The sequence below is a fragment of the Blautia sp. ZXY-1-B12 genome, assembly GCF_056339915.1.
Map to the genome: position 1 here is coordinate 31,094 of NZ_JBWJVP010000025.1, position 11,908 is coordinate 43,001.

The 11,908-nt window shown below is 39.5% G+C and carries 11 protein-coding genes; 10 read left to right on the plus strand and 1 reads right to left on the minus strand.

The window, feature by feature from the left end:
* Nucleotides 1-11: 11 nt before the first annotated feature.
* Nucleotides 12-1,367 carry a chromosomal replication initiator protein DnaA gene (gene dnaA, locus AC075L_RS01910; protein WP_008708003.1) on the minus strand — a complete coding sequence of 452 codons (1,356 nt, stop codon included), beginning with the start codon at nucleotides 1,365-1,367 and terminating at the stop codon, nucleotides 12-14.
* Nucleotides 1,368-1,989: 622 nt separating this feature from the next.
* Here dnaA and rpmH point away from each other — a divergent pair.
* The 10 genes from rpmH to AC075L_RS01960 all read left to right on the plus strand — a co-directional run bounded on the left by rpmH (nucleotide 1,990) and on the right by AC075L_RS01960 (nucleotide 11,892).
* Nucleotides 1,990-2,124 (plus strand): 50S ribosomal protein L34, encoded by a 135-nt coding sequence (gene rpmH, locus AC075L_RS01915; RefSeq protein ID WP_008708004.1) that lies wholly within the window; start codon nucleotides 1,990-1,992, stop codon nucleotides 2,122-2,124.
* Between the two features lie 63 nt (nucleotides 2,125-2,187).
* Entirely contained in the window at nucleotides 2,188-2,559 is a 372-nt protein-coding gene (rnpA, locus tag AC075L_RS01920) for a ribonuclease P protein component (protein ID WP_008708005.1), read from the plus strand.
* The gene (yidD, locus tag AC075L_RS01925; RefSeq protein ID WP_008708006.1) at nucleotides 2,528-2,740 is read left to right on the plus strand and encodes a membrane protein insertion efficiency factor YidD; all 213 of its coding nucleotides are present in this window, start codon (nucleotides 2,528-2,530) and stop codon (nucleotides 2,738-2,740) included. The genes rnpA and yidD overlap by 32 nt, the downstream gene beginning before the upstream one ends.
* 87 nt (nucleotides 2,741-2,827) lie before the next feature.
* Nucleotides 2,828-4,117 carry a YidC/Oxa1 family membrane protein insertase gene (locus AC075L_RS01930; RefSeq protein WP_029676933.1) on the plus strand — a complete coding sequence of 430 codons (1,290 nt, stop codon included), beginning with the start codon at nucleotides 2,828-2,830 and terminating at the stop codon, nucleotides 4,115-4,117.
* 20 nt (nucleotides 4,118-4,137) lie between these two features.
* A complete protein-coding gene (gene jag / locus AC075L_RS01935) occupies nucleotides 4,138-5,070 on the plus strand; it encodes an RNA-binding cell elongation regulator Jag/EloR (RefSeq protein WP_008708008.1) in 933 nt (310 codons plus the stop codon).
* A gap of 428 nt (nucleotides 5,071-5,498) precedes the next feature.
* Complete coding sequence (mnmE, locus tag AC075L_RS01940; protein WP_026649417.1) at nucleotides 5,499-6,872, plus strand: tRNA uridine-5-carboxymethylaminomethyl(34) synthesis GTPase MnmE; 1,374 nt, start codon at nucleotides 5,499-5,501, stop codon at nucleotides 6,870-6,872.
* 70 nt (nucleotides 6,873-6,942) lie between these two features.
* Nucleotides 6,943-8,817: a tRNA uridine-5-carboxymethylaminomethyl(34) synthesis enzyme MnmG gene (gene mnmG / locus AC075L_RS01945; RefSeq protein ID WP_055060218.1), complete on the plus strand. Its 1,875-nt coding sequence runs from the start codon at nucleotides 6,943-6,945 to the stop codon at nucleotides 8,815-8,817.
* Nucleotides 8,818-8,996: 179 nt separating this feature from the next.
* Entirely contained in the window at nucleotides 8,997-9,719 is a 723-nt protein-coding gene (rsmG, locus tag AC075L_RS01950; RefSeq protein WP_025578457.1) for a 16S rRNA (guanine(527)-N(7))-methyltransferase RsmG, read from the plus strand.
* A gap of 233 nt (nucleotides 9,720-9,952) precedes the next feature.
* Nucleotides 9,953-11,026 (plus strand): ABC transporter ATP-binding protein, encoded by a 1,074-nt coding sequence (locus AC075L_RS01955; protein ID WP_008708017.1) that lies wholly within the window; start codon nucleotides 9,953-9,955, stop codon nucleotides 11,024-11,026.
* Nucleotides 11,027-11,028: 2 nt separating this feature from the next.
* Nucleotides 11,029-11,892 carry an ABC transporter permease gene (locus AC075L_RS01960; protein ID WP_025578455.1) on the plus strand — a complete coding sequence of 288 codons (864 nt, stop codon included), beginning with the start codon at nucleotides 11,029-11,031 and terminating at the stop codon, nucleotides 11,890-11,892.
* Nucleotides 11,893-11,908: the final 16 nt, after the last annotated feature.

Sequence of the window (11,908 nt, forward strand, 5' to 3'; positions counted from 1 at the left end):
GTCAGTTATCCTCATCCCTGTGGATTAATTTTTTTCTTTAAAGTTTCAATGGTGTTTTTAAGGTTTTCATCGTTGTTGATTTCTTTTTCAATTTTGTCGATGCCGTGCATAATGGTAGTATGATCACGATTTCCAAGACATTTTCCGATAGATTTCAGCGGAGTTGAGATGATTTCTCTGCATAAATACATGGCAATCTGGCGGGGGGTTACAATTTTGGAGTTACGCTTATTTCCACAGAGGTCATCCACTGTAACATCAAAATGTTCAGCAACCATGGAAATAATATAATCCGGCGTGATGACTTTCTTTTCATCAGGAGAAATAATATCCTTTAACGCCTGTTCGGCAAGTTCAAGTGTAACTTCCTTTTTTTCAAGTTTGGCAAAAGCCATCACCTTGTTGATCGCGCCTTCCAGTTCGCGGATATTGGATTTAATATTGTTTGCAATGTATTTGATTACTTCCTCGTTAATATCATATCCATCCATTTCTTCCTTCTTATGAAGAATTGCCATTCGGGTTTCGTAATCCGGCAGTGTGATATCTGCGATCAGGCCCCATTCAAATCGTGAACGGAAACGTTCTTCCAGGATTTCCATATCTTTTGGAGGTTTATCTGACGAAATAATAATCTGTTTTTTGGCACTGTGCAGGCTGTTAAAGGTATGGAAAAATTCTTCCTGTGTAGATTCCTTTCCTATAATAAACTGAATATCGTCGACAAGAAGAACATCAATGTTTCTGTATTTTTCACGAAATTTGGTCATTGCCGAGTTATTTCCATTACGGATTGTTTCGATCAGTTCGTTGGTAAACTCTTCACTGGTAACGTAAAGTACTTTGCTGTTTTCATCATGATCAATAATGAAATGAGCAATAGAATGCATCAGATGAGTTTTTCCCAGACCTGCACCGCCATAGATAAAGAGCGGATTGTATGTATCACCCGGGGATTCGGCAACTGCAAGAGCTGCTGCCTGGGCAAATTTATTATTGCTTCCGACTACAAAGGTATCAAAAGTGTATTTTGGATTCAAATGAGCTTCCTCGCAGCGTGCGTCCTGAGACTGCGCTTTTGGAGAAACTTCCTCTTTTTTCGGAACATCTTCCGGCAATATGAAATTGATGTCACAGTTTTCCATTCCGGTAACTTCACTGATCGTTACCTGAAGTGGAAGTTTATATTTTTTACTTATATAATTGAGACCTACCTGCTCTGAAGGCACGATAATAGTGACAACATTGTCAACTACTTCGTAAACAGTAAGTGGTTTTAGCCAGGTATTAAAAGAAACGTCGGACAGATCATGTTCTGTCTTGACGATTTGCAGGATTTCGTCCCATTTTTCCACAACTTTGTTCATTTTCTGGTTCTCCCGGTTCGTATTACTTCTATATTAAGTGTGTATTGATAATATTGAGTTTTCCACAAACTCTGACCGTATTCTTAAAAAAGACATAAATATCCTTATATATATTATAATAAAATGCCTGTTTTCGCAATGTATATTTGAGGGAAATGTGGAAAAAAGTTATCCCCACTTTTTATGTGGATTAGTGTGGATAACAGTGGAAAAGCCAATTCCGGTTACCATAATGTGACGTTATTCTTTTAAAAACGATAAAAAATGGGGATAATTTTATGCACAGTAAGAAAAGTAGAAATAAAAGCATTTTTTTGAAGATATGTGTAAAATAGACAGGAGAAAGTGGAAAGATATATAGGTATTCCACAAGTTATCCACAAGTTATCCACAAAATGTGGATAATATTACGTAAACCAATTATGTAATCCACAATGGCATAAAAAACCATTTAAATCTTTGTGTAAATAATACTTGACGAATCCACCCTTTATGAATATAATTGAAATGATGTTCTAATAAGTAAAGTTGGCGGGCAGGAGAGCTGTAGAATCCGGTGTCTGTCATACTTAAAAAGTTACAAAATTTAACATGGATAATAGATAAAGGAGGTGCTTTACCTATGAAAATGACATTTCAGCCAAAAAAGAGATCTAGAGCAAAAGTTCATGGTTTCAGAGCTCGTATGAGCACAAAGGGTGGTCGTAAAGTATTAGCTGCCAGAAGATTAAAAGGAAGAAAGCATTTATCAGCCTAAGAATAAGACCGCAATTATGTGGTCTTTTCTTCTCTTAAAAAAGAGATCAGGAAAGGGGATTCTATGCAAAGATCAGAGTCCTTAAAAAAAAATCAAGATTTTCAAAAAGTATACAGAAATGGAACATCAAAAGGTAATCGGTATCTGGTGATGTACGTACTGAAAAATCAGTACATGAAGAATCGTCTGGGAATATCAGTAAGTAAAAAAGTAGGGAATAGTGTGGTTCGCCACAGACTCACCAGATTGATAAGAGAGAGTTATCGGTTGAATGAAGCGGAATTTGAAAACAGTTTGGACATTGTAGTAGTTGCACGCCCACAGGCAAAGGACAGAACCTATCAAGAGATAGAGAGTGCGCTGATGCATCTGGCGGGAAAGCACTGCATAGCAGGTAAGAACAATGATAAAGAAGTTTCTGATCAGAATAATTAAACTCTATCAAAAGTATATATCACCGATGAAGAGAACAAAATGTCCTTATATTCCCACATGTTCTCAATATGGTTTAGAAGCAATCGAAAAATATGGTGCATTAAAGGGTGGTCTTCTTGCGGTATGGAGGATACTTCGCTGTAATCCTTTTTCCCACGGAGGCTATGACCCTGTACCGTAAAGACAGGAATGTACTTGAAAATTGAATATTGATCGATCGAAGGAACCTCCTGTCATTTATGGATTCTAGGAGGAAATGAACTTGGAAATGATTTTAGCGACAAAGAGCAGCACTCCTATCATTGGTCAGCTTGCGACCGTTATGGGATGGATCATGGATGGTATTTACAGATTGCTGAATATCTTTGGAATTCAGAATATCGGTCTTTGTATTGTCATCTTCAGTATCCTTATTTATGCTCTTATGACCCCACTGCAGATCAAACAGCAGAAATTCTCTAAGCTGAGTGCAATCATGCAGCCGGAACTTCAGAAAATTCAAAAGAAGTACAAGGGAAAAAACAACGATACTGCTGCAATGCAGAAAATGCAGGAGGAAACACAGGCTGTATATCAGAAATACGGCGTATCTCCTACAGGAAGCTGTGTACAGCTTGCAATCCAGTTCCCTATTTTGATGGCCTTATATCAGGTAATTTATAAAATTCCGGCATATGTAGGAAGTGTAAGGGATATCCTTGCATCTGCAGTTACCAGTATTACAGGTGTAAACGGATATACAGATATCCTTCAGCAGTTTATCACAGATAATAAGATGACAAGAGTTCAGCTTATTATGGATGGAAGTAAAGCTACAAGTAATTCAGTCACAGACTTTTTGTATGCATTATCACCTTCCCAGTGGAAAACACTTGCTGAGACAAGCCAGTTTGCAGGATTTACTGATACGCTGAACAGCACTGCAAAAGAGATTTCACATGTGCAGAATTTCTTTGGTCTGAATATCGCTGATCAGCCACTGACTTATATTAAAGCAGCTTTTGTAGGTGGATCTGCTCTTCTTGCTATCGTTGCGATTCTTATCCCGATTCTTGCGTGGGCTACACAGATGATCAACTTAAAACTGATGCCTCAGGCAGCACAGCAGAGCGGCGATTCACAGCAGGATGCAATGATGAACTCCATGAAGACAATGAATATGGTAATGCCGTTGATGTCAGCAGTATTCTGTTTCACATTCCCTGTAGGTCTTGGTATTTACTGGGTAGCAAGTGCTGCAGTAAGAAGTGTGCAGCAGGTTGTTATCAATAAAAAGATGGATAAGATCCAGATTGAAGACCTGATCAGTGAGAATATGAAGAAGATGGAAAAGAAGCGTGAGAAAGCGGGACTTCCACCTCAGAAGATTACAAATCAGGCCCATCAGAGCGCCAAGAATATCAATAAGATTGAAAAAGGCAGCAGCAATACAAATGTTGAGACAAGAGCCAAGAAGGTTGAAGAAGCTTACAAAGACGCTGCGAATGCAAAACCTGGCAGCATTACTGCAAAGGCCAATCTGGTAAAAGCATTTGATGAGCGTAATAAGAAGAAGTAGTCAGGAACGGAGGGGTTGGCATGGAGGATTATATCCAGTTTTCAGCGAAAACAAAGAGTGAAGCAATTACAAAAGCATGTATCGAGCTTGGCGTATCCAGTGACCAGCTTGAGATTCAGGTAATAAGTGAAGGCAGCAACGGATTTTTCGGAATCGGAAGCAAGCCTGCAGTAATTAAGGTTCGTAAGATTGAGTCGGTTTCTGAGGAAGAAGAAATGAAGGAGATCGTAGAGACAGTGAAACTCGATTCCTTCAAAGAGGAAGCCCCGGTTCAGGAAGAAAAGAAAACGGAAGCTATAAAACCGGTAAAGAAAGAAATCAAAGAGCCGAAAGCTGTTTCTGAGAAACCAAGACAGCCAAAACCTGTAAAGGAAAGGGCTGCAAAAGAAAAACAGCCGAGAGAATTCAGAGAGCCAAAAGAGAAACAAGTCAGAGAAAAGACGACTAAACCGGTAAAGCCTGTTGAGATCCTTACAGATCCGGAAGAGATTAAAGAAGTAGAAAACAGAGCAAAGGTATTCCTTCGTGATGTATTTGCGTCCATGAATCTTGGAGAAGTAGAGATTACATCTGAATATAACACAACGGACGGAAGTCTGGAAGTTGACTTTGAAGGCGAAGATATGGGAATCCTTATCGGCAAGAGAGGCCAGACTCTGGATTCTCTTCAGTATCTGACGAGTCTTGTGGTAAATAAAGGTAAATCAAATTACATTCGTGTAAAACTTGATACAGAAGATTACCGCAAGCGCCGTAAAGAAACTCTTGAGAACCTTGCAAGAGGTATTGCTTATAAAGTAAGAAAAACCCGCAAGCCGGTTATTCTTGAGCCAATGAATCCTTATGAGAGAAGAATTATCCATTCTGCTCTTCAGGGAAATAAATTCGTTGAGACAGTCAGTGAGGGTGAAGAGCCTTACCGTCATGTAGTGGTAAAATTAAAAAGAAATTAATAATATGACTGCTTCATTGCAGATATGAAAAAAGAATGTTATTCTAGGTGAAAGCGTGAATAGCACGTAACTTTGCGTGTGTACTTTTGCCTGGAGTAACATTTTTATTTTACGGAAAGTCTTGTATATATACCAGAGAGATTACACACTTGCAGAAAAAAATGTTACTGTTCACTCCGTTCTCAGTAACGTAGCCAAAATTCATTCCAGATTGCCTGCGGCAATGGAATTTTGGCTTGTATGTCTCGGGATTTTGGCATATTCATGCCAAAACACCTCGCGGGATAGTGGTGTGTGAAAAGTAACGAAAAAATAACAGTAGTCAGTGTGATTTTCCTGTTATGTATATAAGATGACAGAATTATTGTAACAGTCTACTGTTCCGCAGGGGCGGAACTATTATAGAACAGGCAAGTGAGGAGAAAAAAATGGAAACAACAATCGCAGCAATTTCCACAGCCATGAGTGCGTCCGGAATCGGAATCATCCGTATCAGCGGCGAGAATGCCATGGATGTGATTTCCCGTATCTACAGATCAAAAGGCGGGAAGAAAAAAATAAAAGAAGTTCCGACTCATACCATTCATTATGGATATATTTATGATGGAGAGGAACTGATTGATGAGGTTCTGGTAATGATCATGCATGCACCGAGGACTTTTACAGGAGAAGATACAGTAGAAATAGACTGTCATGGTGGTGTATATGCTATGCAGAGGGTTTTGGATACAGTGCTGAAAAATGGTGCCGAAATTGCAGAACCAGGAGAATTTACCAAACGTGCCTTCCTGAACGGACGGATGGATCTATCCCAGGCAGAGGCTGTTATGGATGTTATACAGGCGAAAAATGAATATGCGCTTCGCAGTTCCATGGATCAGTTAAGAGGTTCTGTGCAGAAAGCAATCCGAGATATCAGAGAAAAGCTGATTTATCACATTGCATATATAGAATCGGCACTGGATGATCCGGAACATATCAGTCTGGATGGATATCCCCAGGAACTTCTGGAAGTTGTGGATAATGAACAGAAAGAAGTGAAGCGCCTGTTGAAAACTTCTTCTGACGGAAAGATGATCCAGGAGGGAATCCAGACAGTTATCCTTGGAAAACCAAATGCCGGAAAATCCTCACTGTTAAATCTTCTGATCGGAGAAAACCGGGCTATTGTGACAGATATTGCAGGAACGACCAGAGACATTCTGGAGGAATATATCACACTTCATGGAATATCTCTGAAGATTATTGATACAGCCGGAATCCGGGAAACAAAGGATATTGTGGAAAAAATAGGGGTAGACAGAGCCAGAGAAATGGCACAGAAAGCAGATCTGATTCTTTATGTAGTGGATTCTTCTGTTCCGCTTGATGAAAATGATGAAGAAATCATGGAAATGCTTACTGGAAAAAAGGCGATTATCCTGTATAATAAAACTGATCTTCAGCCGGAAATCCAGCCGGAAATCCTGGAAGAAAAAACAGGACATCCTGTAATTCCGATTTCTGCAAAAGAAGAAAAAGGCATTACAGAACTGGAAGAACAGATTAAAGATATGTTTTTTGGAGGAGAGATTTCCTTTAATGATGAGGTATATATTACAAATGCCCGTCATAAAGCAGCACTGGAAGAGGCTGACAGAAGCCTTGATCTGGTCAGAAACAGTATCGAAATGGGAATGCCGGAAGATTTCTTTTCTATAGATCTTATGAATGCATATGAAAATCTGGGTAAAATCCTCGGAGAGTCTGTTGGTGAAGATCTGGTAAATGAGATATTCAGCAAGTTTTGCATGGGTAAATAAAAATCAAAAAATCGCCTTCGGCGATTTTTGAAAGAATAGAATGAGCAGTTGTAAAATAAAAGGAGACAAAATGAGAACGTTAGTAGAAGATTATGATATTGTTGTAGTCGGTGCCGGTCATGCCGGATGTGAAGCAGCACTTGCGGGCGCGCGCCTGGGCCTGAATACAGTGATGTTTACTGTAAGTGTAGACAGTATCGCATTAATGCCATGTAACCCGAACGTAGGTGGCAGTTCCAAAGGCCATCTGGTAAGAGAGCTTGATGCCCTGGGCGGTGAAATGGGAAAAAATATTGACAAGACCTTTATCCAGTCCAAAATGCTTAACTGTTCCAAAGGACCTGCAGTGCACTCCTTACGTGCGCAGGCTGACAAACAGGCATACAGCAATGAAATGAGAAAAACGCTTGAAAATACACCTAATCTGACTATTAAACAGGGAGAAGTAACAAAACTTCTGGTCGAGGACGGAAAGATTACAGGGGTAAAAACATATTCCGGTGCAACTTATAACTGTAAAGCTGTGGTCCTCTGTACAGGAACTTATTTAAAAGCAAGATGTATTTACGGTGATGTAAGTAATTATACAGGACCAAACGGACTGCAGGCAGCCAACTACCTGACTGATTCTCTGAAAGAGCTGGGAATTGAAATGTTCCGTTTTAAAACAGGAACACCTGCCCGTATTGCCGGAAATACAATTGACTACAGTAAAATGGAGGAACAGTTTGGAGATGAGAGAGTTGTACCATTTTCATTCTCAACTAATCCGGAAGATGTTCAGATAGAGCAGAAATCCTGCTGGCTGACATATACAAATGAGAAAACTCATGAGATCATTCGTGCAAACCTTGACCGTTCTCCATTGTATTCCGGTATGATCGAAGGAACCGGTCCGCGTTATTGCCCGTCAATTGAAGATAAAGTAGTCCGTTTTGCAGATAAGAATCGTCATCAGGTATTTATTGAGCCGGAAGGTCTCTATACAAATGAGATGTATATTGGTGGAATGTCCAGCTCTCTGCCGGAAGATGTGCAGGAAGAAATGTATCATTCCGTACCGGGACTGGAACATGCAAAAATCGTAAAAAATGCATATGCCATCGAATATGACTGTATTAATCCACGTCAGTTATATCCTACACTGGAATTTAAGAAAATCAAAGGACTGTTCAGCGGCGGTCAGTTTAACGGAAGCTCAGGGTATGAAGAAGCAGCGGCGCAGGGACTGATCGCAGGAATTAATGCTGCTCTGGAAGTTAAAGGTCAGGAACAGCTGATTCTTGACCGTTCTGAGGCTTATATTGGTGTTCTTATTGATGATCTGGTAACAAAAGAAAACCATGAGCCATACAGAATGATGACCAGCAGAGCGGAGTACAGATTACTTCTCCGACAGGATAATGCGGATCTGAGACTTCGTAAAAAGGGATATCAGGCAGGGCTCATCAGTGAAGAGGATTATCAGAAAATCCTTACGAAAGAAGAACAGATAAAAACAGAGATCAGCAGAGTAGAACATACAAATATCGGAGCAAACAAAGAGGTTCAGACCCTTCTGGAAAGCTATAACAGCACACCGCTGAAATCCGGAACCACTCTGGCAGAACTGATCCGCCGTCCGGAACTTTCTTATGAAGCAATCAAACCACTTGATAAAGAACGTCCGGAGCTGCCATGGGATGTACAGGAACAGGTTGACATTAACATCAAGTATGATGGATATATCCGCAGACAGTTAAAACAGGTAGAACAGTTTAAGAAACTGGAAGCAAAGAAAATCCCGACAGATATTGATTATGAGAAAGTTGGAAGTCTGAGAATCGAAGCACGTCAGAAACTGGAAGCATACAGACCGATTTCAATCGGACAGGCTTCCCGAATTTCAGGAGTTTCTCCTGCTGATATATCAGTTTTACTGGTGTATCTTTCCAGTACGAAATAATTAATATAATACGCTTTAATGTGCTTATAAAAACAAGAAATTGGCAAAAAATATTAAAATAGTACATAAAAGAGTAAAATAACGGACTATAAATAACAGATAAAATCATAAAAACACATAAAACAACCCTGTAAAATATACAAAAATAATAAATAAAGGTAGAAAAAGGAGAATAATACATGCCGTATAATCTGACGACATTGGAAAATGGATGCAGAGAACTGGGTATAGAGCTGAGCCAGAAGCAGAAAAATCAGTTTATCCAGTTTTATGAATTTCTGGTAGAAAAAAATAAGGTTATGAATCTGACAGGTATTACTGAGTTTGAGGAAGTTCTTACAAAGCACTTTCTTGACAGTCTTGCCTGTGTAAAAGCCATTGATATGACAAAAGTAAAAACAATTATGGACATCGGTACAGGTGCCGGATTTCCAGGTGTGCCTTTGAAAATTGCTTTTCCACATCTGGAGGCATGTCTGCTGGATTCTCTGAAAAAGAGGGTAAACTTCCTTGAGGAAAGTTTTGAGCTTCTTGGATTAGAAGGGATTAAGGCGATTCATGGAAGAGCAGAAGAGTATGCAAAAAATAAAGAGTATCGTGAGAAATATGATCTCTGTGTATCCAGGGCAGTATCAAACCTTGCAACTCTGTCAGAATATTGTCTTCCTTATGTAAAGATAGGAGGAACTTTCATTTCCTATAAATCAGGAACTGTACAGGAAGAGGCAGAAGAAGCAGAGAAAGCAATCAATATCCTCGGTGGTCAGGTGAAAGACATCACATACTTTAAATTGCCGGACTCCGAGATTGACCGATCCCTTGTCATTATAAATAAGAAAAAATCTACACCTGGAAAGTATCCGCGTAAAGCAGGAACACCATTAAAAGAACCATTGTCATAATAAATCTATGTATAGTTGTCTCATGAAATCTTCTGGCAAAAAATGCCGAGATTTCGGGACAGCTATTTTTTTCAAACAAACATCACAGAATAATCACACTTTTATCCTAATTTCATCACAACTTCATCATAAACTATTTTTATAGAGATGTCCTCGGGTTCCCCCATTCTCTGTTTCACCTGGGGACATTTTCTATATTTTATTTTGGCAAAAATTAAGAGGAGGAGAACACATTGATTGAAGTAAACAATCTGGTCAAACGATATGGTAACCATACGGCAGTTGACCACCTTTCCTTTAAAATAGAGAAAGGCAAAATCTATGGATTTCTGGGGCCAAACGGTGCAGGAAAATCCACTACAATGAATATGATAACCGGATACATCGCATCCACCGAAGGAACCGTCAAAATTGACGGACACGATATCCTCGAAGAACCGGAAGCGGCAAAGAAATGTATCGGTTATCTGCCTGAACAGCCGCCGGTCTATTTTGATATGACTGTCCTGGAATACATGAAATTTGTGGCAGATCTCAAGAAAATCCCAAAAGATAAAAAAGCAAACATGATCGAAGAAGTCATGGATATGGTAAAGATTTCAGACATGAGAAACCGTCTGATAAAGAACCTGTCAAAAGGTTACAGACAGAGAGTTGGTCTTGCTGAGGCGATTATGGGGTATCCGGAGGTGATCATCCTGGATGAGCCGACAGTAGGTCTTGACCCTAAACAGATTATTGAAATCCGAACCTTAATTAAAGAATTAAAAAAGAAACATACCGTTATTCTCAGCTCGCATATACTTTCTGAAGTAAGCGCGGTATGCGATTACGTGCTGATCATTTCTCATGGAAAACTGGTAGCAAGCGATACTCCTGAGAATCTTGGAAAACTTGCAGAAGGATCCAATACTCTGGAGATGCTTATTAAAGGTGAAAAAACACAGATCAGGCAGGCTCTCGAGGGAATCGAGGGAGTCAACAGCGTAACAATGGAAAAAGATGAGAAACAGAATCTCTGGAGTGTGAAAGTTTCAACAGAGGAGCAGAATGACATTCGGGAAGAAGTATTCTACAAAATGTCGGAGATTAACAGCCCAATCTATGAGATGAAGTCTAGGAAAGTATCACTGGAGGAAATCTTCCTTGAACTTACTGCATCTGATAAACCAATATCTGCAGACGAAGTCCCAAATACACCTGAAGATAAAGATACTGATGCCGGTAAATCAAACGAGACAAACGTAAAACAGACATCAGCAGAAATACCGGAAGAACAGAATAATGATAAAGGGGGAGAGAAATAACCATGACAGCTATATATAAAAGAGAGCTGAAAAGTTACCTGACATCCATGGTAGGATATTTATTTATCTTTTTCATTCTTGTACTGACAGGTATTTATTTTTCAGCATATCAGCTTTCAGCAGCATATCCGAAATTTGAATACACCTTAAGTGCAATTACCTTTGCATTCCTGATCGGAGTACCGATTTTGACTATGCGTGTACTTGCAGAGGAAAGAAAACAGAAAACAGATCAGCTGCTTCTGACAGCACCGGTTTCTGTGAGCGGTATTGTAATAGGTAAATATCTTGCACTGGTAACTGTATTTGCTGTTCCGATGGCAGTTATGTGTACTTATCCGCTGATTATGTCCAGGTTTGGCACAGTAGAGTTTGCATCTGCATATACAGCAGTCCTGGGATTCTTTCTCCTGGGATGTGCAAATATTGCAATCGGTGTATTTATGTCAGCATTAACTGAGAGCCAGGTAATTGCAGCGGTACTCACATTTGTTTTCTTATTTGCATTTTACATGATGAATGGTATTTCTTCATTCTTCTCTCAGACATCTATGTCGACATGCGTGACATTTGGGTTATTGATCCTGGCAGCAGCCATCATTATCTATACCATGATCAAGAATATTCTGATCTCAGCAGTGATCGGTGTGATCGGAGAAGTGGCACTGATTATTATTTATGTAGTAAAATCCAGTATTTTTGAGGGCGGTATTCAGAAAGTCCTGGATGTGTTTAATCTGAGCGGACACTTTGATAATTTTACAAGTAACATCTTTGATATAAAAGGAATTGTATATTTTCTTTCTGTGATCGCAGTATGCCTGTTCCTTACAACACAGTCTATTTTGAAGAGACGCTGGAATTAGTGGGGAGGTGAAAGAA

Excerpts from the sequence above, each read along its gene's own strand:
- yidD (WP_008708006.1), top strand. The coding sequence starts at position 2,528 with ATGATAAAGAAGTTTCTGATCAGAATAATTAAACTCTATCAAAAGTAT.
- dnaA (WP_008708003.1), bottom strand. The coding sequence starts at position 1,367 with ATGAACAAAGTTGTGGAAAAATGGGACGAAATCCTGCAAATCGTCAAG.
- jag (WP_008708008.1), top strand. The coding sequence starts at position 4,138 with ATGGAGGATTATATCCAGTTTTCAGCGAAAACAAAGAGTGAAGCAATT.
- mnmE (WP_026649417.1), top strand. The coding sequence starts at position 5,499 with ATGGAAACAACAATCGCAGCAATTTCCACAGCCATGAGTGCGTCCGGA.
- rsmG (WP_025578457.1), top strand. The coding sequence starts at position 8,997 with ATGCCGTATAATCTGACGACATTGGAAAATGGATGCAGAGAACTGGGT.
- rpmH (WP_008708004.1), top strand. The coding sequence starts at position 1,990 with ATGAAAATGACATTTCAGCCAAAAAAGAGATCTAGAGCAAAAGTTCAT.
- rnpA (WP_008708005.1), top strand. The coding sequence starts at position 2,188 with ATGCAAAGATCAGAGTCCTTAAAAAAAAATCAAGATTTTCAAAAAGTA.
- AC075L_RS01930 (WP_029676933.1), top strand. The coding sequence starts at position 2,828 with ATGATTTTAGCGACAAAGAGCAGCACTCCTATCATTGGTCAGCTTGCG.
- mnmG (WP_055060218.1), top strand. The coding sequence starts at position 6,943 with ATGAGAACGTTAGTAGAAGATTATGATATTGTTGTAGTCGGTGCCGGT.
- AC075L_RS01960 (WP_025578455.1), top strand. The coding sequence starts at position 11,029 with ATGACAGCTATATATAAAAGAGAGCTGAAAAGTTACCTGACATCCATG.